The sequence below is a fragment of the Eubacterium sp. ER2 genome, from assembly GCF_000765215.1.
GTDB classification, from domain to species: Bacteria; Bacillota; Clostridia; order Lachnospirales; family Lachnospiraceae; genus Claveliimonas; species Claveliimonas intestinigallinarum.
Genome location: NZ_JPJE01000044.1, coordinates 1 through 22,446, shown reverse-complemented (window position 1 = coordinate 22,446; position 22,446 = coordinate 1). Strand labels below are relative to the sequence as shown.

At 53.2% G+C, this 22,446-nt stretch carries 18 protein-coding genes; 2 read left to right on the top strand and 16 right to left on the bottom strand.

All coding sequences use genetic code 11. The features are described 5' to 3' along the window. Nucleotides 1-122: 122 nt before the first annotated feature. From uvrA to NI21_RS16815, 7 genes are all read right to left on the bottom strand, one after another. Nucleotides 123-2,963: an excinuclease ABC subunit UvrA gene (uvrA, locus tag NI21_RS0113910; RefSeq protein WP_033126814.1), complete on the bottom strand. Its 2,841-nt coding sequence runs from the start codon at nt 2,961-2,963 to the stop codon at nt 123-125. 56 nt (nt 2,964-3,019) lie between these two features. Further along, on the bottom strand, nt 3,020-5,011 hold the full coding sequence (uvrB, locus tag NI21_RS0113905) for an excinuclease ABC subunit UvrB (RefSeq protein WP_033126813.1): 1,992 nt from the start codon (nt 5,009-5,011) through the stop codon (nt 3,020-3,022). 27 nt (nt 5,012-5,038) lie between these two features. Further along, complete coding sequence (locus NI21_RS0113900; protein WP_033126812.1) at nt 5,039-6,544, bottom strand: RNA-binding domain-containing protein; 1,506 nt, start codon at nt 6,542-6,544, stop codon at nt 5,039-5,041. A 60-nt stretch (nt 6,545-6,604) separates the two neighbouring features. Further along, nucleotides 6,605-7,120, bottom strand: a complete 516-nt coding sequence (locus NI21_RS16820; protein WP_147581212.1) for a hypothetical protein — start codon at nt 7,118-7,120, stop codon at nt 6,605-6,607. 446 nt (nt 7,121-7,566) lie between these two features. Continuing rightward, nucleotides 7,567-8,556 (bottom strand): InlB B-repeat-containing protein, encoded by a 990-nt coding sequence (locus NI21_RS16175; protein ID WP_197052631.1) that lies wholly within the window; start codon nt 8,554-8,556, stop codon nt 7,567-7,569. A 162-nt stretch (nt 8,557-8,718) separates the two neighbouring features. Then, complete coding sequence (locus NI21_RS0113890; RefSeq protein WP_033126811.1) at nt 8,719-10,407, bottom strand: carbon starvation protein A; 1,689 nt, start codon at nt 10,405-10,407, stop codon at nt 8,719-8,721. A 139-nt stretch (nt 10,408-10,546) separates the two neighbouring features. Further along, nucleotides 10,547-10,771: a hypothetical protein gene (locus tag NI21_RS16815; protein ID WP_138304658.1), complete on the bottom strand. Its 225-nt coding sequence runs from the start codon at nt 10,769-10,771 to the stop codon at nt 10,547-10,549. 229 nt (nt 10,772-11,000) lie between these two features. Here NI21_RS16815 and NI21_RS0113880 point away from each other — a divergent pair, with 229 nt between their 5' ends. Continuing rightward, on the top strand, nt 11,001-11,675 hold the full coding sequence (locus NI21_RS0113880) for an alpha/beta hydrolase (protein ID WP_033126809.1): 675 nt from the start codon (nt 11,001-11,003) through the stop codon (nt 11,673-11,675). A 36-nt stretch (nt 11,676-11,711) separates the two neighbouring features. On the opposite strand, the gene rlmD is transcribed toward NI21_RS0113880, so the two are convergent. From rlmD to NI21_RS0113835, 9 genes are all read right to left on the bottom strand, one after another. Further along, nucleotides 11,712-13,094, bottom strand: a complete 1,383-nt coding sequence (gene rlmD, locus NI21_RS0113875) for a 23S rRNA (uracil(1939)-C(5))-methyltransferase RlmD (RefSeq protein WP_033126808.1) — start codon at nt 13,092-13,094, stop codon at nt 11,712-11,714. A gap of 130 nt (nt 13,095-13,224) precedes the next feature. Next, nucleotides 13,225-13,470, bottom strand: a complete 246-nt coding sequence (locus NI21_RS0113870) for a hypothetical protein (RefSeq protein ID WP_033126807.1) — start codon at nt 13,468-13,470, stop codon at nt 13,225-13,227. A 135-nt stretch (nt 13,471-13,605) separates the two neighbouring features. Further along, nucleotides 13,606-15,843 (bottom strand): DNA helicase PcrA, encoded by a 2,238-nt coding sequence (pcrA, locus tag NI21_RS0113865; protein ID WP_033126806.1) that lies wholly within the window; start codon nt 15,841-15,843, stop codon nt 13,606-13,608. 89 nt (nt 15,844-15,932) lie between these two features. Then, a complete protein-coding gene (locus tag NI21_RS0113860) occupies nt 15,933-18,005 on the bottom strand; it encodes a heavy metal translocating P-type ATPase (RefSeq protein ID WP_033126805.1) in 2,073 nt (690 codons plus the stop codon). A gap of 95 nt (nt 18,006-18,100) precedes the next feature. After that, nucleotides 18,101-18,397 carry a DUF6110 family protein gene (locus NI21_RS0113855; RefSeq protein ID WP_033126804.1) on the bottom strand — a complete coding sequence of 99 codons (297 nt, stop codon included), beginning with the start codon at nt 18,395-18,397 and terminating at the stop codon, nt 18,101-18,103. Nucleotides 18,398-18,595: 198 nt separating this feature from the next. Next, nucleotides 18,596-18,847, bottom strand: a complete 252-nt coding sequence (locus NI21_RS0113850; protein WP_033126825.1) for a transcriptional repressor — start codon at nt 18,845-18,847, stop codon at nt 18,596-18,598. 74 nt (nt 18,848-18,921) lie between these two features. Further along, nucleotides 18,922-19,296 carry a FeoB-associated Cys-rich membrane protein gene (locus NI21_RS0113845; RefSeq protein WP_033126803.1) on the bottom strand — a complete coding sequence of 125 codons (375 nt, stop codon included), beginning with the start codon at nt 19,294-19,296 and terminating at the stop codon, nt 18,922-18,924. 78 nt (nt 19,297-19,374) lie between these two features. After that, complete coding sequence (gene feoB, locus NI21_RS0113840) at nt 19,375-21,375, bottom strand: ferrous iron transport protein B (protein ID WP_033126802.1); 2,001 nt, start codon at nt 21,373-21,375, stop codon at nt 19,375-19,377. Nucleotides 21,376-21,457: 82 nt separating this feature from the next. Next, nucleotides 21,458-21,670, bottom strand: a complete 213-nt coding sequence (locus NI21_RS0113835; RefSeq protein ID WP_033126801.1) for a FeoA family protein — start codon at nt 21,668-21,670, stop codon at nt 21,458-21,460. 272 nt (nt 21,671-21,942) lie between these two features. Here NI21_RS0113835 and NI21_RS0113830 point away from each other — a divergent pair, with 272 nt between their 5' ends. After that, the gene (locus NI21_RS0113830; protein WP_033126800.1) at nt 21,943-22,308 is read left to right on the top strand and encodes a metal-dependent transcriptional regulator; all 366 of its coding nucleotides are present in this window, start codon (nt 21,943-21,945) and stop codon (nt 22,306-22,308) included. Nucleotides 22,309-22,446: the final 138 nt, after the last annotated feature.

Genomic DNA, 22,446 nt, shown 5'->3' with positions numbered 1-22,446 from the left:
TGCACATAACATTATAATAAACTTTCCTGAAAATGGAAAGTATTTTTTCTTAAAACTTTCTTATGCCCTTCCTATGGCTCCGCCTGTGGCGCCGCCGTGACAGGCCGCCTGGGCGGGGCCGGCTATTTTTTCAGCATCATGTCAATGTATTTTCCTGTGTAGGAGGCAGGGTTTGCCGCGACCTCCTCCGGCGTCCCGCAGGCCACCACCGTGCCGCCCCGGTCTCCCCCCTCAGGGCCGATGTCAATGATGTAGTCCGCGGTCTTGATCACGTCCAGATTGTGCTCAATGACAAGAACCGTGTTCCCGTCGGAGGCAAGTCTGCGCAGGATCTCTGTCAGCTTGTGCACATCGGCAAAATGAAGCCCTGTGGTTGGCTCGTCCAGGATGTAAATGGTCTTCCCTGTACTCCTCTTGCTCAGCTCCGTGGCCAGCTTGATCCGCTGGGCCTCCCCGCCGGAGAGGGTGGTGGAGGGCTGTCCCAGCCGGATGTAGGACAGTCCCACATCATAGAGAGTCTCCATCTTCCTGCGGATGCTGGGCACCGGCTCAAAGAACTCCAGCGCCTCCTCCACTGTCATGTTCAGCACATCGTAGATATTCTTTCCCTTGTAGCGGACCTCCAGAGTCTCCCGGTTGTACCGCTTCCCGCCGCAGACCTCGCAGGGCACATACACATCCGGCAGGAAATGCATCTCAATCTTTATAATTCCGTCTCCGCTGCATGCCTCGCACCGGCCGCCCTTCACGTTGAAGCTGAACCGTCCCTTCTTGTAGCCTCTGGCCTTGGCGTCCGGGGTGGCCGCAAAGAGATCCCGGATCAGGTCAAACACGCCTGTATAGGTGGCAGGATTGGATCTGGGCGTGCGCCCGATAGGAGACTGGTCGATATCGATCACCTTGTCCAGCTGCTCCATCCCCAGGATATCCCTGTGCTTTCCCGGAATCGTCCTGGCCCGGTTCAGCTCTCTTGCCAGCCGCTTGTACACGATCTCATTGACAAGGGAGCTCTTGCCGGAGCCGGACACACCGGTAACGCAGGTCATGACTCCAAGAGGGATGTCCACATCTATATTTTTCAGGTTGTTCTCCTGCGCTCCCACTACCTTGATCCATCCGGTAGGCTTCTTTCTCTCCGCGGGAACCGGAATTTTCATTCTACCACTTAAATATGCACCGGTAATGGAGTTTTTATTCTTCATAATCTCCTTTGCCGTGCCTTGAGCCACCACTTCTCCTCCATGCTCCCCCGCGCCGGGGCCGATGTCCACGATGTAGTCCGCCTCCAGCATGGTGTCCTCGTCGTGCTCCACCACAATGACGGAATTTCCCAGATCCCGCAGATGCTTCAGGGTGGCCAGCAGCTTGTCATTGTCTCTCTGGTGGAGGCCGATGCTGGGCTCGTCCAGGATGTAGGCCACGCCCACCAGCCCGGAGCCGATCTGAGTGGCCAGGCGGATTCTCTGGGCCTCCCCACCGGAGAGGGAGCCGGTGGCTCTTGCCAGAGTCAGGTAGTCCAGTCCCACGTCCATGAGGAACTGGATCCTTGCCCGGATTTCCTTCAAAATCTGCCCGCCGATCAGCGTCTGCTGGTGTGTCAGCTCCAGGTTTTGCAGGAATTCTTGCAGCTTTTCCACAGAGAGGGCCGTGATCTGGGCTATATTCATATCTCCCACTGTCACCGCCAGGGAGGACTTCTTCAGCCTCTGTCCCCCGCACTCGTGACAGGGGGTGATGCGCATAAAGGTCTCATACTCCGCTTTGGTCGTCTCAGAGCCAGTCTCCCGGTATCTGCGCTCCACACTCTTGATCAGCCCCTCAAAGGCCACATCGTAAATTCCCTCTCCTCTCTGGCCGCGATAGTGCACCTTCACCTCTTTGCCGCCTGTCCCGTAAATCAGGATGTCGTGGATTTTCTTCGGATAGTCCTTAAAGGGCGTGCTCAGGGAAAATTTGTACTCCTTAGCCAGCGCCTCCAGGATGGCCCTTGTGTAGCTTCCCTTGTCCGTGCAGGACTGCCATCCCAGCACCACAATAGCTCCCTCGTCGATGCTCAGAGATTTGTCGGGAATCATCAGATCCTCGTCAAACTCCATCTTGTAGCCCAGTCCGTAGCACTCCGGGCAGGCCCCAAAGGGGTTGTTGAAAGAAAAGCTCCTGGGCTCGATCTCGTCAATGCTGATACCGCAGTCAGGGCAGGCAAAGCTCTGGCTGAAATTCATGGGCTCCCCGCCGATCACATCCACCAAGAGAAGTCCCTCCGCCAGGTGGAGCACACTCTCCACAGAGTCTGTCAGGCGCTGCTCGATGCCCGGCTTTACCACAAGACGGTCCACAATGATCTCAATATTGTGTTTGATGTTCTTGTCCAGCGTGATCTCCTCTGAGAGCTCGTACATATTCCCGTCCACCCGGACGCGCACGTAGCCACTCCTCTTTGCCCGCTCAAACATCTTGGCGTGGGTTCCCTTGCGCCCCCGCACCACCGGGGCCAGGAGCTGGATCTTCGTCCGCTCCGGGAGTGCCATGATCTGATCCACCATCTGGTCCACTGTCTGCTTCCGGATCTCCCGGCCGCATCTGGGGCAGTGGGGAATTCCAATCCTGGCGTAGAGGAGACGGAAATAATCGTAGATCTCCGTCACCGTACCCACCGTGGACCTGGGGTTCCGGTTAGTGGATTTCTGGTCAATGGAGATGGCCGGGGGAAGTCCCTCGATGCTCTCCACGTTGGGCTTTTCCATCTGTCCCAGGAACTGCCTCGCGTAGGAGGACAGAGACTCCATATACCTTCTCTGCCCCTCCGCGTAGATGGTGTCAAAGGCCAGGGATGATTTTCCCGAGCCGGACAGGCCAGTCAGGACCACCAGCTCGTCTCTGGGGATGTCCAGGTCTATATTTTTCAGATTGTGCTCATTGGCCCCTCTGATCTTAATGTATTTTGTGCCGCTTTTTGCTGCCATATTTCTTTGTCTCCTTATCTTATGCTCTGCCGACAGGGCGCATTTTATGCATGCTTTTAATCCGCGTCTATATCCTGCAGCTGCTTTTTCAGCTCTGTCATCTTGTCACGCAGCTCTGCCGCGGCCTCGAAGTTCAGGTCTGCCGCCGCTCTGCGCATCTGCTTTTCCAGCTCTTTGATCAGCTTTTCCAGCTCTTTCCTGCTCATGGACTCGGGATCCTTCTCCATCCGCATCTCCTCCGCAGCCACCTTCTTCGAAATGCTGATCAGATCCCGGACGGACTTTTTGATCGTGGTGGGCGTAATACCGTGCTCTTCATTGTAGGCCATCTGGATTTCCCTCCTTCTCTGGGTCTCGTCCATAGCCTGCCGCATGGAGTCTGTGATGGTGTCCGCATACATGATGACATGGCCCTCCGCATTTCTAGCCGCCCGCCCGATGGTCTGTATCAGGGACGTCTCAGACCGGAGGAAGCCCTCCTTGTCCGCATCCAGGATGGCCACCAGGGTGATCTCCGGTATATCCAGGCCCTCACGCAACAGGTTGATGCCCACCAGCACGTCAAAGACGTCCAGACGCATATCCCGGACGATCTCCGTCCTCTCCAGCGTGTCGATGTCCGAGTGGAGATACCGCACCCGTATACCCAGCTCCTTCATGTAGTCTGTCAGATCCTCCGCCATCCGCTTGGTCAGGGTGGTGATCAGAATCTTGTTCTTCTTCTCAATCTCTTTTTTGACCTCAGCCACCAGGTCGTCAATCTGGCCCTCCACAGGGCGCACTTCCACCTCCGGATCCAGAAGGCCGGTAGGCCGGATCACCTGCTCCGCCCGCAGGAGCTCATGCTCCGCCTCGTAGTCTCCCGGCGTGGCTGACACAAACATGATCTGGTCGATCCGCTCCTCAAATTCCTGGAAGCTTAGGGGCCTGTTGTCCAGCGCCGAGGGCAGGCGGAAGCCGTAGTCCACCAGAGTCCTCTTCCTGGACTGGTCCCCGTGGTACATGGCCCCGATCTGGGGAATCGTCTTGTGGGACTCGTCAATGATGATGAGGAAATCATCCTTAAAGAAGTCCATCAGCGTGTAGGGCGGCTGCCCCGGCGCAAGCCCGGACAGATGCCTTGAGTAGTTCTCAATGCCGGAGCAGAAGCCTGTCTCCTTGAGCATCTCTATGTCAAAGTTGGTCCTCTCAGCGATGCGCTGCGCCTCCAGCAGCTTGTCCTCGCTCTTGAAATACTGGACCCGCTCTTCCAGCTCCTTTTCAATGGCGTCCGCAGCCCGCCGGATCTGCTCCGCCGGCACCACGTAGTGGGAGGCAGGGAAGATAGCCACATGCTCCAGCTCTCCCTTGATCTCCCCTGTGAGCACATCAATCTGGGTGATCCTGTCGATCTCATCTCCGAAAAACTCCACCCGCACGGCCGTCTCAGCTTCGTTGGCCGGGATGATCTCCAGCACATCACCCCGCACCCGGAAGGTGCCTCTCTTGAAGTCGATCTCATTTCTCTCATATTGGATATCGATGAGCTGCCGCAGCACCTCGTCCCTGTCCTTCTCCATGCCCGGCCGCAGGGAGACCATCATCTTCTCAAAGTTCTGGGGCTCGCCCAAACCGTAGATGCAGGACACGCTGGCCACCACGATGACATCTCTTCTCTCCACCAGGGAGGCCGTGGCCGACAGCCGCAGCTTGTCGATCTCCTCGTTGATGGAGGAGTCCTTGGCGATGTAGGTGTCCGAAGAGGGGACGTAGGCCTCGGGCTGGTAGTAGTCGTAGTAGGAGACAAAGTACTCCACCGCATTGTTGGGGAAGAACTCTTTGAACTCACCGTAGAGCTGTGCCGCCAGTGTCTTGTTGTGTGCAATGATCAGCGTTGGTTTATTCAGCTGCTGGATGACATTGGCCATCGTAAAGGTCTTACCGGAGCCGGTGACGCCAAGGAGTGTCTCGCACTGGTTGCCTTCCTTAAAACCTTTGACCAGCTGCTTGATGGCCTGGGGCTGGTCGCCGGTGGGTTTGTATTCTGATACTAATTCAAAGTGATCCATGATAATATATCCTCTTTTTGCAATTCATTAAAGCTCTTTATTTACAATCCAATATCCTCTTCTATTCGAACCTTTACGTTCCAGAATGCCTTCATCCCTCAATTCCTTGACATCCGTTTGAATCTGCTTCCTGGTTAATTTCAATCTTTCTGTAAGTTGTGTTTGAGTCATCGTTGGATTTTCTTCCAAAAGCTTCAATATTATTTTCTTTCTCTCAACTCCTTTTTTCAGCTCCTTTTCGGCTCCTTTTTGGCTCTTTTTCGGCTCCTTTTTAGGCACATTCTGAAATTTTTCATGAATATAGAATCTTGAGATGAAATAACTTCTCGCTTCATCTGTTTCAAATTCCGGTTTTGGAGATCCATTTGCCTCCAAGGCATCTAATATTTTCTTAAATCCAGTATTTCTTCCTTCTGTCAGATGCAATTCTTTCAGGAAATCACCAATCCTGCGGTTTCTATACCGACGATTGGATACATGAAATGACTTCAGCCCTTCCAGAGTCACAGAACGATCAGGTCCAGGAAAACTCACAATTTCTATCTTGTCATTTTCCACTCTCACTTCTATCGGTTCTCGTTCATCATAACCACGGTGATATACAGCATTAGAGAGCGCTTCTTCAATCGCTGCCAGTGGATAATTAAAAAACCGATCTGCTTCCGGCCTGTCAGAATGCTTTACGACTTTTTCCGTAATGATGGAATTCCTGATATACTGCAGCGCTTCTCTAAGCTGTTGATGAATTGGTCCTTTAAATGTCTGTTCTATAATATTGTTTCCTCCCAATCCCTCTGGAAATTGAACGACATCTATCTGGGTATACGGGAAGAACTTATCAGGTTCCATATTAAAAAACATCAATCCAACATTCTTCGGCTTTGTGTATTCCGGAAGATTACAGATTATGTTCATATCATTACATACTTCAATAAAGTCCCCTGTCTTCGACTTTTCATACAAAGAGCTTTTTACTTCTTTTAAATAGTTTTGAATAAGTGTAATGTTCAAATCTGAAATATCCGCCTGATGATTCACGCGATCATCGAAAGGTATCCGGTTAGCAAGATTAAATAAGTCTTTCTCTTCATCATCTGACGGTTCCACTGTATTCGACATTTTTCGGATATAATGAATACGCTCTTTATTATCTTTCGCCATTGTTTTAGGAGAAGAATAAGGTCTGCTGTCTCCTCCCGGACACCAAAGGACAATAAACTTCTTGTTCTGATAATCAACCACTTCCGCTATCGGCATATATGCTGGTCTTATCAATTTACATTTTGCTAAAATACTTTTTTGATAAAAATCTATTTTGTCTGTAGGAACTCCTTTAAGAGGGTAGACAGGACGTCCATTGTTTTCTTCCACTCCAATAACAATATAGCCTCCGCCCCAGTTATCAAGATCATTGGCAAAGGCACAGACTGTTTTTAGAGAAGCTTCGGCATCCCATGTTTCTTTGAATTCTATTCGCGCCCACTCAACAACATCGCCAGAAAGTAACGTTTTTATATTGGTAGGGATTGCCATTAAATCACTCCTTTTATAAAAATAGAATTAACTACTTTTAGATCTGCTTATACATTATAGTCACATTTCATCATCGCGCACAAATTGATATCCTTGAGGATTCTTTTCTCCGTTCATTACAATGCAATAAATTTGATTACCCCCAACCATATGTATCAAATGTTGCGATAAAAGATTCATAATTTTTTTATACCATATAGGCATCATTCTTTCATAATAATGAGGATCTGTTTGCGAACCATAAGGATTCGAAACATGCATTAAAGTACCACATTTATCATATATTTTTATTGCATCCTCTTTTGATAAAAAATCATCATTTATTGTTATCCATTCTTTTATATTTGTATCCACAGTTTTTACAGGTATTAGATAAAATTTAGGATTAAGTCTTTCTAAATCTCGAAAAATATATTTTGCATTCCAATTAGATGAGAACTTTGCACTATACTCTTCATAAAGCTCTTTTTCACATACCACATTTCTTGAAGATATAAATCTAACCACTTTTTCTCCATCATTAATCGTCCCCAGCAAAAAGTTCGCTTGATATACTTTACTGCGAATCTGCCTCACAAAAAGTCACAAAATCATTTTGTCCGCCTGGTATCAGCCAGTCCATTTAGCATCGTTCTATCCGCAAAATCCGGACGAAACAGCACGAAAAAAACACCAGATATACCACTTTCCCGCCCCCGGCATACCGGGAGACAAAGTACTATACGGCGTTGTTCAGAAAGAATTCCCTGAACTCGCCGTAGAACTGTGCCGCCAGAGTCTTATTGTGCCCAATGATCAGCGTCGGTTTATTTAATTTCGGCGATCACCTGAGACTGGTCGCTGATGGGTTTATTCTAATATGTCTTAAAAAACATTACGTATATACTTCCCCGACAATTCGTCTTTTCGGACATTATAGCAAATATAGTGATAAAAGTATATAGGAAGAGACGCAAAAAAAGTACAAATGTTCGATTATACATCTGTACTTTTTTCCATAGCTATATTATTATGTACTTCTCCTACTCTCCCGTATACCACACCGGGCGTCCGGCAATCTCTCCTCCCGCAGTGTAAAGGATCCCGTTTTCACTGTAATAATTCGGATTTCCGGCTTCCACTTCGATATACATCAGGTTCGGCAGGCCGTCAAATGCTCCCGGAGCAATGTACAGGATATTGGCGGGAATATAGATTTCCATGATCTGGCCGGCCACACCCGCAAGAGCTCCCGCCTCAATACCGGTACACGCGGAAACGCCCGGCAGCGCCAGAAGTCCATCCACAATGACACCCTCTGAAGTGCAGGAAAGTATATGGCCCTCATCATCAGACACAAAGCCCTCCAGCTCTCTCCAGCCCGCGTACAATTCCAGGACTGTCGTCCCCTCTTCCACCGCTTCAAAGGGCCTGGTACACGCCTCATCCAGATACCAGCCGTCAAACACCTTGCCAGGCCTCTGGGGAATATTCCAGTTCTCAGAGGAAACCGCATCCGCCTGCTCCGCGACAGTCGCCATAGCCGGACTGCCTCCGTTTCCATACAGGTGGATCGTCAGCATGGCCGGCAGGACTTCCTCCGGCTCTTCTGCCAGACTGCCCTCTGCCTGGTCACTCTCCACAGGGATCGCAGATACGGCAGAACCACTTCCTGCCGGGACATCTGAGGGGACAGCCTGAGTCCCTAAATTTTCCATATTCTCCTGCACTTTCTGATCCACGGCAGGTGCCGGGATGGGAGCCGGAACAGAAAAATCAAGGCTGTCAGAAACGGAAAATGCCAACGGGATCATTCCCTGTTTTTCGTCCTCTACAGCTTGATTCCGCACAAAACTACTCTCCGCGCTGTATCCACGTTCATCTGCTCCGGAGCTGCTCAGGCTTTCTGCCGCTGTCCACAGGCAGACACCAAATATAATAAGAACCAGTATCTTGCACAGCTTTTCCACTACTGCCTCTCTATCCTGCTCTCCATCCCACATATATCCGGATAGTCTAATGATTTCATCCATAGCTTCCGCCTCCATTCAATTTTTCTCTATTAAAATTATAAAGGACAGACGCCGGAAGAGGAAGTGGCATACCGACACATTTGGATGAATTTTAAAAAAAAGACGCGGGACAGCCCCGCTGCCCCGCGTCTCCTGATCACATAATAAGATAATAGATCCTGTTTATTTTTCTGCTTTCTTCTGGATCAGCTCTTTCCCGGAGGTGTACACGATAGTGACTCCCAGGATCATGAGGAGGACAGCCACGATAAGCTGCAGTCCCTCCACCATGAAGACGCCTGTTCCATCCATAAACGCCCTGACAAGGGAGATAAATCTCTGCACAAGGGCTGTGAAGGTGACAATCAGCATGATCACAAAGGGCGGAACCAGGGTCCGCAGCTCTCTTCCTGTCACCTTCAGGAACACGCACAGGGTGATCAGCACAAGGGCGCTCAGGAGCTGGTTGGCGCTTCCGAACAGAGGCCAGATGTTGGAGTATCCAACCTGGGTCAGTATGTAGCCGAATACCAGTGTGATCAGAGTGGAGAAATATTTGTTGCAGAGAATCCTTCTCCAGCCCTCCGCATGCTCCATGTCATCCACGCTGAACAGCTCCTGGAAGGACATACGCCCGATCCTGGCGACGGAGTCCAGTGTGGTAAAGGCGAGTGCGGACACGCACATGGTCATAAAGCTCTGAGCCACATATACCGGGATGCCGAACATTTCCAGGAATCCTGCCACGCCTGACGAGAAGATCTGGAATGGCGTCCCCACCGCCGCAGTTCCGTCGGCGCCGGCAGCCGCTCCGGCTACGCAGAGGGCAACAACTGCCAGAAGACTCTCCAGCACCATGGCGCCGTAGCCTACCTTCAGCATATCCTTCTCATTAGAAACTGTCTTAGAGGACGTGCCCGATGAAACAAGACTGTGAAATCCGGACACAGCGCCGCAGGCCACTGTCACGAACAGGATCGGGAACAGAGTGCCAAGGCTCTCGTTCTGGAAGCCTGTAAATGCCGGCAGGTTCATAGTCGGATGGGCAAACACAAGCCCCAGGACAGCGCCGGCGATCATGCCGATGAACATGAAGGTGGACATGTAATCCCTGGGCTGCATAACAAACCACATGGGCAGCACAGCCGCCAGGAAGATGTAGGCAAAGGCAATGTACACCCACATTTCTTTTCCCAGGATCACAGGGAAATTCATACCAAAGACAAAGGCCAGCACTGTGCACACCAGGCCGAACACGACCTCCTTCCAGCCGCTCAGCTTCAGCTTGTGCTGCAGCACGCCGAACACAACCGCGAACAGGATAAAGAACAGGGAAATACTTCCGGCCGCGCCGTTTACTGTGGCGTTCTCTGAGAGAGTCTGCACCCCGTCCGTCACCACGTAGGCGTTAAAGGTATCTGCTACCATGTCCGCGAAGGCGGCGATGACGATCAGGCAGAACAGCCAGCAGAAGCCGAGGAACAGCTTGCGGCCTGTGCTTCCGATATATTTTTCAATCAGCAGTCCCATGGATTTCCCGTCGTTTTTCACGCTGGCGTAGAGGGCTCCGAAGTCTGTAACAGCCCCGAAGAAGATGCCCCCCAGGATGATCCACAGAAGCACCGGCAGCCAGCCGAAGGCGGCTGCCTGAATAGCGCCTGTCACAGGGCCCGCCCCCGCGATGGAGGAAAACTGGTGGGCAAATACAGTCCATCCATCTGTAGGCACATAATCCTGCCCGTCATTGTGAACAACCGCAGGTGTCTTCGCCTTTGGGTCAATGCCCCACTTTTTCGCCAGCCAGCGCCCGTACAGAACATACGCCGCAAAAAGACACACGGCGGCGATCAATACAATTACCAATGTGTTCATTTCTCTTCTCTCCTTATAAGTGTAATAGATATATTTTCAAATCATAAAGAACCTCAATAAAAAAACGCCCTCCGACAAATCTCTTCTGTCAGAAGACGAAATATATTCCGCGTTACCACTTCTCTTACCGGTTTCCCGGTCACTCATCCCCGTCATCCGGCTCACGCCTGCCTCTCTTAAAGGGCAGTCCTGCCGGGCAAACAGGTTTCCTTCTATCGGTGGAAAGCCGGTCCGGGTTACTCTGTCTCCATTTCACCCTGACTGCTCGCAGGTGATGGCTTTCTGTGGCGTGCTGCCCCCTCGCACCAGCCGGGGGCTCTCTGAAAGCAGGGAGCCAGGGAAGGTCGTGTCCTGTTCTTCGCATCAGCTCTTTATAATTTACGTTTATTATAACTCTGTTTTTGGCATTGTCAATAAAAAAACAGATTTTGCTCTGTTTTTTCCGTTTTTCACATATTTTCCTTTTGCGCTGCGGATTTTTTCTCCACTTTTCACAGAGGGCCGGATGAATGGACAAAGCTGTCCCTTTGCTTCCTTGTCGGGATATAGTATAATTTTAGAAAAAAATCAGGAAAAAGGAGCGACTGAAGCAAATGCTTTCTTTTACGACAGCAAATAAAAAAATCACTGTCTTCCCAAGCGCGGAGCCGAACCGCCCGATCATCTACCTGAACACCTTCGGGGAGGAGGCAGAGCAGGTTCTCCAGGTTCTGCGGGATGGAGCCGGGTCAGATTTCACACTGGCGGCAGTCAGCAGCCTGGACTGGAACCGGGATATGGTCCCCTGGGATATTCCGCCCATTTCGGCAAACAGCGCCCCCTGCATCGGAGGGACGGATCATTATCTGAGGCTGCTGCTGGAAAGCATCCTTCCTAAAGCAGAGGAGGCAGTCAGGGGCACTCCCCCGTGGCGGGGACTTGCAGGCTATTCTCTCGCCGGACTGTTCGCGGTGTACGCCATTTACCAGACGGATGTATTCTCCCGCATCGCCAGCATCTCCGGCTCCCTTTGGTTTCCGGGGATCAGGGAATACATCTTTTCCCGCCAGCCGGTAAGATGGCCGGACCATATGTATTTTTCCCTGGGAGACAGGGAGCACAGAACCCGAAACAGCTCTATGAAATGCGTGCGGTCAAACACAGAGGAGATCGCCTCCTTCTACAAAGAGCAGGGGATTGATACCGTATTCCGGCTAAATCCCGGCAACCACTTCAAAAACGCCGCAGAGCGCAGCGCTGCCGGGATTGGGTGGATGCTGAGCAGATAGATAAGCAGTAAACGGATTTGCCAGGGACATGGTCTGTCATCTGGCGAGCAGAGCCACGGCCTCCACATGCACAGTTCCCGGAAAGAGATCAATGCATCCGGCCCGCTCCACATGGTAGCCTCTCCCCTGCAGCGTCTCCAGGTCTCTGGCCAGGCTGGTGGGCTTGCAGGCGATGTAGACCATCTTCTCCACGCCAAAGCCGATGATCTTCTCCAGGGCCTTCGGGTGCACACCGTCCCGGGGCGGATCCAGGACAATGAGATCCGGCACCTCCCCCAGCTCGTCGATGACCTTCAGCACGTCCCCTGCCCAGAAGGTGCAGTTCTCAAGACCATTCAGCCGGGCGTTTTCCCGGGCCGCCTCCACTGCCTCCTCCACGATCTCCACGCCAGTCACCTTCTTTGCCACAGGCGCCAGAATCTGGGCGATGGTGCCTGTGCCGCTGTATAGGTCAAAGATAACCTTGTCCTTTGTCTCCCCGATATAGCTTCTGGCGGTCTCGTACAGCACCTCCGCTCCCAGGGAGTTGGTCTGGAAGAAGGAGAAGGGAGTGATCTTGAAGCGCAGACCCAGGATCTCCTCGTAGAAATAATCCTGGCCAAAGAGCAGCTCGGTTCCCTCGTCCTTCACCACATCGGCCAGGCTGTCATTGGAGGTGTGGAGGATGCCCGCAATATGCCCTTTCAGCCGTCCGCTCCTCTCCAGCTCCAGAAGGCGGTCCGCCCAGGGAGCCAGATCCGGGCTTGCCTGGGTGGTGGTCACCAGATCCACGAGGATCTGGCCGGTGCGGGCCGCCTTGCGCACGAGGAGATGGCGGAAATAGCCCTGGTGGCGCATGCGGTGATAGTAGGGAAGGCCGCTCTCCCGGGCAAAGGCGAGGGTAGCCTCAAGAACCGCGCGAAAATCCTCGTCCACGATCTGACATTCGTTTACGTTCACAATGTCGTGGAAGCTCCCCCTCCTGTGCATGCCTAGAGCCAGGGGGCCCTCCTTGTACTCATCCCCGAAGGTAAACTCCATCTTGTTCCGGTAGGCGTCTGTCCGCGGACTGGCCTTGATGCCGTCCCACTGGTAATCATGGCCTCCGCCCTTCTGTATGGCCTCGTCCAGGAGCTCCTTTACCTGGGACTCCTTGAGCCGCAGCTGCTCCTCATAGGGCAGGGTCTGATAGGCGCATCCCCCGCACTGCCCGAAATGGGGACAGGGGGATGGGATTTCCAGAGGTGAGAGCTCCAGCACCTCCAGCACTCTTCCTTCCGCCCGGCCCTTGCGCATTTTGTTGACAGAGACCCTGACCTTCTGTCCGGGAATGGCGTTCTTGACCACCACAGGGCGGTCCGCGCCCTCCGCCTTCACCACGCCCTTATTCGGGTAATCGATCCTCTCAACGGTTCCTTCCAGCATCTGTCCTTTTTTCATCTAATTCAAACTCCTCCTGTACTTCTCCCTTTGGCGTTTTCGCGCAGGCACGGCGGTCGCTCTCCGGGCGTATCGGGCAAAAAGAAAGACAGAACATTGGATTGTCCTGTCTCTTTCTTTTGCTCCGATCTTATACCTGATCATCTTCATTAAAGAAGTCATCGTCAAAATCGTCATCGAAATCTTCTTCGAAATCCTCCAGATAATCCGGGGTAAAGAAACAATATACCGCATATGCAATTGCCGCTACTGCCGCGATCGCTCCTACGATAGCCAGCACCCAGAGCACTGTCCTGCAGGTCTTGTCATCTTCATCTTTCTTGCGGATCAGTTCGTTCAGCTTTGAAGCCGCAATAATATCCTCTACCTTGCTCATACTTTCCACACATCCTTTCTTATGCTTGTCTTGCAAGTATAATTCGTTGGCATTATTATAACACCTTCCCGGGCATATTACTACTTATTTTTGCAGGAATTTTCAGATAAATCTGTCCTTCTTGACCGGAACATCCTATATTTTCTGCAATTTCGCAAATGCAGCAAACATCTTTTTTGTGCCTGCCTTGTCAAACTCCACTGTCACCTCATAGTCCCGGCCGCCCTCCACAATGGCAGTGACAAGTCCTTCCCCAAATTTCACGTGGCGCACCCGGTCTCCCACATCGTAGCCGGGGCCGTTCCCCCCCGCCACCTTAAACTGCTGCACCGGTCTGGGAGAGGAGAAAGCCTTTGTGTGAAAGGCCTGCTTTGCCTGCTGCCAGGAGGACTGTCTTGGAGTCTCTTCCTCCTTCTCCTCCTTTTCGAACTTCATTCCTGTGGAGAGGAGCTCCATGGGGATCTCCTTTAAAAAGCGGGACATCTTGTTGTACTGGGTCTCTCCCCTCACCATCCGCCTTCTGGCGCAGGTCAGGGTGAGCTGCTTCATAGCCCTTGTGATGCCCACATAACAGAGACGTCTCTCCTCCTCCAGCTCCTCCGGATTGTCGGAGGTGACGGTCATATAGCTGGGGAAAAGGCCGTCCTCCATGCCCGCCAGATAGACGTGGGGGAACTCCAGCCCCTTGGCGCTGTGGAGCGTCATGAGAACCACATAGTCGCTGTCCTCGTCCAGGCTGTCGATGTCCGCCACAAGGGCAACCTCCTCCAGAAATCCGCCCAGAGTGGGTGTCTCGCCCCGCTCATGGCAGCCTTCCTCATAGTCTGCCGCCTTGTTTTTCAGCTCGTCGATGTTCTCGATCCTGGCCTCCGCCTCAATCTCTCCCTCGGTCTTCAGCTCCTCTATGTATCCGGTTGTCTCGATAATGTCCTCCAGGAGCTCCAGGATGCTCATCCTGCCCGCCTCTTCCTTGAAATGCTCGATGAGGGCGGCGAAGGACTCCAGCCTGGAAAGTCCCCTGCCGATGCCCGGGATCAGATCCGCTCCCAGGACCGCCTCGTAAAAGCTGATCTCCCTCTGGAGGGCGTACTCCTGGACACGGTTCACGCTGGTGAGGCCGATGCCACGCTTGGGCACATTGATGATCCGGCGCACAGCCAGGTCATCCCTTCCATTGTCAATGGTCTTTAGATAGGCCAGCAGATCCTTGATCTCCCTTCTGGCATAGAAGTTGACGCCTCCCACCAGCTTGTAGGGGATGTTTGCCGACACCAGCTTCTCCTCAAAGAGACGGGACTGGGCGTTGGTCCGATAGAGGATGGCGTTGTCATTGTAGGAGCAGTCCCCGCTGTCCACATGGCCGCGGATGTCCCCCACAATATATTCCGCCTCGTCAAACCCGGTGTCAAACTGCCGGAACTCGATCTTCTTCCCCTGACCATTGTCCGTCCAGAGAGTCTTGTCCTTGCGCCCCCGGTTGTTGCGGATCACCGCGTTGGCTGCGTCCAGGATGGTGCTGGTGGAACGGTAATTCTGCTCCAGCTTGATGACCCTCGCGTCCTCGAACACGTTCTCAAAGTTCAGGATATTCCGGATGTCCGCCCCCCGGAATTTGTAGATGGACTGATCGTCGTCGCCCACCACGCACAGGTTTCTGTATTTTGCCGCCAAAGTGCTGACAAACTGGAACTGGACATTGTTCGTGTCCTGGTACTCGTCCACCATGATATAGCGGAACCGCTCCTGGTAGTAGTCCAGCACATCCGGCTGCGTCTTCAGAAGCTGCACTGCCTTCACCAGGAGATCGTCAAAATCAAGGGCGTTGTTGGCCTGCATCTGCTTCTCATACTCCTCGTACACAGTGGCGATTTTCTGCCGGGAGAAATCCCCCTCTGCCCGGAGCCGGAACTCCTTGGGCGAGATCATCTCGTTCTTGGCGGCGGAGATGGCGGCAAGAAGGTTTCTCTCCCGGTAGATCTTGGTGTCGATCTGGAGGTATTTGCAGATGTCCCTCATCAGCGTCTTCTGGTCGTCCGTGTCGTAGATGGTAAAGTTGGTGTCATAGCCCAGCCGGTCTATGTGTCTGCGCAGAATGCGCACGCAGGTGGAGTGGAAGGTGCTGACCCAGATGCTCTCCGAGCCAAAGCCCACGAGATTGTCCACCCTCTCACGCATCTCCCCGGCCGCCTTGTTGGTGAAGGTAATAGCCAGGATATTCCAGGGATTGACTCCCTTCTCCTCGATGAGATAGGCGATCCTGTGGGTCAGGACCCGGGTCTTCCCGGAGCCTGCGCCGGCCAGGATGAGAAGCGGGCCCTCCGTGTGGTATACAGCCTCCCGCTGCTGTTCGTTCAGTGTGTCATATATGCTCATGTTTACTCCTTTGGCTTTCGTGATACTCCCGTTTCTTTTTGTCCGTAACTGATATCATACCACAGTTTCCATGAGCTTTCCAGCTTCTTTTACTTCATCAGATCCCGCATACTCTTCAGGCTGATGACAAGGGTGGAGGTGTTGTGCAGCAGGGCGGAGGTGGTGGGCTGGATCACGCCGGCCACGCCCAGGCAGATGAGAGCTGTGTTGATCCCCACGATGGAATGATAGTTCTTCTGGATCCGCCTCATGAGCAGGCTGCTCAGCTGCTTCAGCGTGACGATCTCTCCCAGGTCCTGTCCTGCGATGGTGATGTCCGCGATCTCCCTGGCTATCTCAGCCCCGTCGCTGACGGCGATGCCTGCGTCCGCCGCGGAGAGGGCCGGCGAGTCGTTGATGCCGTCCCCGGTCATGACCACCCTGCGTCCCTTCCTTTTTTCCGCCTCCACAAAGCGGGCCTTGTCCTCCGGCAGCACCTCGGAATAGTACTCGTCCACGCCCACTCTCCTGGCGATGGCGGCGGCAGTCTTCTCGCTGTCCCCTGTCATCATGACGATCTTCGTAAATCCGGCCCTGCGCAGACCCCGGATCACCTCAGGCGCCTCCTCCCACAGGGGATCCTCGATGCAGATTACCGCGGCCAGCACATTGTCAATGGCCAGGTAGAGGTGGGAGTACTCATCTGAGAGCTGCTGAAATCTCTCCTGGAACTCCGGGCGGATCCGACACTTCTCGTCCTCAAAGACAAAGTGATAGCTGCCGATGACCACCTTTTTGTCCTCTATGTAGGAGGAAATGCCGTGGGCCACAATGTAGTTCACCTTGGAGTGCATCTCCTCGTGGTCAAGCCCCTGCTTTCTGGCCGCATTCACCACCGCCTTTGCCATGGAGTGGGGGAAATGCTCCTCCAGGCAGGCGGCGATCCGCAGCATCTCCTGGGGCGGCCTCCCGTTGAAGGTCACAACCTCCTTCACCGTGGGCCTTGCCTTTGTCAGGGTGCCTGTCTTGTCAAACACAATGGTGTCCGCCTCTGCCACCGCCTCCATAAAACGGCCTCCCTTGACCGTGATGCCGTGGGCTCCCGCCTCCCGGATGGCGGACAGGACGGAGATGGGCATGGCCAGCTTCAGGGCGCAGGAGAAGTCCACCATGAGGACGGCCAGGGCCTTGGTGGCATTTCTCGTGACCAGCCAGGTGAGGATGGTCCCTGCCAGGGTGTAGGGCACAAGCCGGTCCGCCAGACCCTCCGCCTTGCTCTCAAGGCCGGATTTGAGCTTCTGGGAGTCCTCGATCATGGTTACGATCTTCTCAAATCTGGTGGAGCCGGAGGTCTGCTTCACCTGCACGGTCAGCTCCCCCTCCTCCAGCACAGTGCCCGCGTACACGTAGCCGTCCTTTTCCTTCTTTACAGGCAGGGACTCGCCGGTGAGGGACGCCTGGTTGACCATGGCCTCCCCGGAGGTGACAACGCCGTCAAAGGGGATCACATTTCCCATATGCACCACCACCTCGTCCCCGGCCCGGACGTCCGAGGCTGGGACCAGCATCTCCTGATCCCCTGTCTTCAGCCACACCTTCCGGATGTTCAGGGACATACTCCGGGCCAGGTCCCCCACCGACTTTTTGTGGGTCCACTCCTCCAGTATCTCGCCCACGCCCAGCAGATACATGACAGAGCCCGCCGTGTCAAAGTCCGCCCGCAGGATGGAGACTGTGATGGCCGCTGCGTCCAGCACCTCCACCTCCAGCCTTCCCCTGGTGAGGCTTTTCAGTCCCCTTGCCATGTACCGGACGGATTTGTAGCCCGTGTAGGCGGCCCGCACCGGAAAGGGGAGAAGCTTTTTCCCGAAATGGAACAGTGTCCTCCCGATCAGCTTTTCCCGGTAAGCCCTGTTCAGCTCTCTTCCAGAATTGTCCAGCACCTGCTCCGGCACCTGTACATACTCATATCTGAAGGTTCGCAGAGCCTGGAGAATGTCCTCTCTTTCCCCGCTGTAGCAGACCACGGCGTCCCCTGTCTGCTCGTAGACCTTTGCAGTGTCCACGCCGGGAAGTGTCTCCAGAAAGTAGAGAAGCGTGTCCGCCTCCCGGCAGGTCATTCCTTTTTGCTCCACATGCAGGCGGATCCGCCCTCTTATCTCATGTCTGATCCTGTATTTCAATTTTGATCCCTCCATTTTTCATAAGGAGAAGGCGGAGCCTTCTGTCGGTGTGGCTCCGCCTTCTCCTCTCTATTTCAGACCTTTCGTCCTGCGCTCTAATTTTTCTCAGACACAGCGTCTGCATCCTCCTGCACGCAGGCCGCGTCCTCTCTCTCCCGATCCTCGTTGATCTGCTTTGCCTCGGCCAGGATGTCCTCCGCGTTCTCCTGCACAGTGGTCACTGTGGTCATGACGCACTCCTTGGCTCTCAGAACAGCCGCTGTACACTTTGTGTATACATTTTTCGCATCCTTGCTTGACAGGAGCTTAACACCGGCTGTGCCAAACAGAACTCCTCCCGCGAAAATACCAAGACCTTTTCCGCATTTTAAACATTTAGAAATCTCGAACATGCTTCTGCCTCCTTATTTATGTTTATAACCAGTATAGAACAGCATGAGACAGCAAAATGCCATCATCCATGCCCAGAATTTGTGGGATTTCATCTTCATCACTCCCTTGCTTGCTCTCATATACTGAGTTGATATAAACTATGATAGTTTTCGCACAGGCAGTTAGTCAATTCTAAGCAGTGTTACCGATAAATCTTATCATTTATCCGCATCCTCCGGCTCATAGACGATCCTTCTGCTGATCACACCGATCTCTTCCAGGGCATTTACCATCCTGTATACGGTGGCGATGCCGATGGAGTCGTCCTCCCTGGACGCCCGGTAGAAGATCTCCTTGCAGCTGGAGCACTTGTTCTCCAGAATGATATCCAAAAGCTCCATGCGCTGCTTTGTGATCCTGCAGCCATTGGCCTTCAGCTTGGCTATGATACGTTCCTTTTCTTTGTCCACGCCGTCTCCTCCCATTGCCGCGGCCCTCGGCTGCCGCAGCCAGCTATGCCTCTATGGAAATATAGTCCCCTTCCTTACGATATACCGGTCACATGATAGCCGGCTTTTTCCACCGCTTTTTTCAGTATTTCCTCGCTGACCTGCCTGTCTAAGGCAATTTTGGCCCTGCCCTTCACAGGATCCACCTCAGCTCTGACTCCGTCGATCCCGTTCAGAGCCTGCGTCACGGCCAGAGCACAGTGCTGGCAGTGCATCCCTGAGATCTTCAGAGTTTTTCTTCCGATCACAGGGCCGTCCAGCTTCTTCTTCGGGGCTCTGCCGCCGCTGGGGCAGCTCCCTCCGGCAGGGCATCCGACACACTTTACGCCGCTCCTTTTCGCCTTCACTATGTACGCGACCGCCGCCGCGACGATCGCCGCAATGATGATCAATGCAATGATATCTGCCATATTCTGTCCTCCTTCAATGCAAGCAGTGGACAAAGTGCGTCACTTCGTCCACTGCCACTTTCCCGGGCCCGTAGCCGTCTATGCGGTGTGCAGGCTGTATTCTGTCGCAAACTCCTGATCGGACTTGCGAATTCTCCATATGATGATGGCCGCGAACACCAGGATCGCGATGAGACCCGGAACAAAGGCTGTTCCAAGAGATCCCGTGGTGATGAGCGTTCCGATCTGGTACACCGCAAAGGCCACCGTGTAGCCTGTGGCCAGCTGGAGACAGATGCCGCCAAACAGCCACTTGCCGCTCTTCATCTCCGAGTTCATAGCTCCCAGAGCCGCGAAGCAGGGCGGTGTATAGAGGTTGAACATCAGATAGGCCAGGGCTGCCACCTTGGTCAGTCCCATGATGGTCGCCACTTCGTTTCCGCTGCCCACCAGAGCCAGCTCATCTGTGTCGATCAGGTTGGTAACTCCGTACACAACCGCCAGCGTTCCCACAACATTCTCCTTTGCGATAAATCCTGTAACGGCTGCGGCTGCCAGCTGCCATACACCAAATCCAAGAGGAATGAACAGGATGGAGATGGGGTGAGCGATGCTGGCAAGGATAGAGGTGCTCTCCGCTCCCTCCTCCACGAGCTGGAACTGCCAGTTGAAGCTCTGCATGATCTGTACCACTGTGTTGCACACCAGAATGATGGTTCCGGCTTTGATGATGTAGGCTTTTCCCCGCTCCAGCATGGACACGCATGCCCTCTTTAAGCTGGGGAGCTTATACTCCGGAAGCTCGATGATAAAGAAGGATTTCCGGTATTTCTGACCGGTGATCCTCTTCACCAGCAGCGCCCCAAGAAGGACAAGCACTATGCCTACCAGGTACATGGTAGCTGACACCCACCAGGCGTCCGCAAAGAAGGCGCCAGCGAACAGGGCGATGACCGGTATCTTCGCGCCGCAGGGCATGAAGGGCGTGAGCATGGCTGTCGTCCTGCGCTCTCTCTCGTTGCGGATGGTTCTGGATGCCATAACTCCGGGGATGGCGCATCCGGTGCCGATGACCATGGGGATAACCGATTTACCGGAAAGTCCCACTCTCTTGAAAATAGGGTCAAGCACAACCGTGGCCCTGGCCATGTAACCGCAGTCCTCCAGAAGGGCGATGAGGAAGTACATCACCATAACAAGAGGCAGGAAGCCCACGACCGCGCCGACGCCGCCGATGATACCGTCAACAAGGATCGCGTACAGCAGCGGGTTGGCGTTTTCCATCAGTCCGCCGACCCAGCCCTGGAATGTCTCGATCCAGGCTACCAGCCAGTCTGCGATCCAGGTTCCAAGGGTGGTCTGTGATATGTAAAATACAAGGAAAATGATCAGCGCGAAGATCGGGATGCCCACGATCTTGTGGGTGATCACACTGTCGATCTTATCCTGGAAGTTCTTGTCTTTCGTGAAGACCTTCCTCTGCTCCACCTGCTTCACAATGCCATTGACGAAGTCAAATCGCTTCCTGTCCTCGGCCTCCACCTGGGCTTTGTCCTTCAGGTCAATGTCCGCCTCCACATAGGGCGCTTTCTGTCCCGCTCCGCTCAGGGCGGCAGCCTGGGTCACGACCTCCTTCAGGCCCTCGTGGCCGGAGGATGTGGACACGGTCTTGATGACCGGGCATCCCAGCTTCTCGGAGAGAAGCTTTTCATCGATCCTGGTCCCCTTCTTTTCCGTGAGGTCACTCTTGTTGAGAGCCACCACCACCGGAACGCCAAGCTCCAGCAGCTGAGTCGTGAAAAACAGGCTTCGGCTTAAGTTTGTGGCATCCACAATATTGACGATCGCATCGGGGTGCTCATTTTTCACATACCCGCTCGTGATGCTCTCCTCTGAAGTAAATGGCGACATGGAATAGGCCCCCGGCAGGTCCACCGCGACCAGCTCCTCTGATCCGTCGTAATAAGCCTTCCTGATCAGGCTCTCCTTTCGCTCCACCGTAACACCGGCCCAGTTTCCAACACGCTCGTTTCTGCCTGTCAGCGCATTGTACATGGTTGTCTTTCCGCTGTTAGGATTTCCTGCAAAAGCAATTCTCATAGCACATTTCTCCTCCTTCATCTCTTATTCAATTAGAATAAACTAACTCTTGTGCAGAGCAATTGTAGGCAACTGCTCATTTTTATATTGAAATAGCTTTCGCTAAATCAGTATCAATATTGTATCTGCCATCCTTGATGGAGACGACGCATCCGCCCCGCATCCGGGAGACTACAGTGATGGGCTCGCCGCTGTAGCAGCCAAGGGAAAACAGAAAGGCTTCCAGCTCATCGTCGTCGGTGGCGATCCCCTTCACAATATATTCCCTGCCCTCTTCGGCTTCCAGTAAGGTCATCTGAACCTGCCTCCTCTATATGATCATTTTATTTTTCCGCAAGGCATTTATGACTAACTCATTTTTGCCTCATCTAACAACTGATAGTTTAAACTAACAGTTTGGGTTTGTCAATTCTTTTCTTAAAAATAAATTTTCATCATTTTGCGGTCAAAAAATCCGGTCCTCAATTCCCGGTTTACTCCGCCCCCTTTTTTATGTTATACTACAGGAAACAGGCTTCTCTCTCGCAGTGCGACGGAGGGGGAGGAAAGAGAACCGAGGTGAAACTGATGAGCATAAACACAAACGAGTCCTCCGAAAATTATCTGGAGACGATCCTGATCCTGAGCAAGCAGCATCCCGTTGTCCGCTCTGTGGACATCGCCAATGAGCTGGATTTCAAGAAGTCCAGCGTCAGCGTTGCCATGAAAAAGCTCAGGGAGAGCGGTCACATCCAGGTATCCCCGGAAGGCTATATCACATTGACCGAGTCCGGCCGCAGGATAGCCGACTGTATCTACGAGCGGCACCAGCTTATCTCCTCCTGGCTGATCCGTCTGGGCGTGGACCCGAATGTAGCTGTGGCTGACGCCTGCCGCATGGAGCACGTGATCAGCGCCGAGAGCTTTGAGGCTATCAAAAGGCATATCAAATAAATCTTAAACGAAAAAAGGATATACCTGCTTCCAAAGGCAGGTATATCCTTTCAGACTGTAGACAAAGGTGGTGCTGGAGCCCTAGCTCCAGCACCACTCTTTTTGCCAAAATGCCAACTCCCATATTTTCTTATAAAG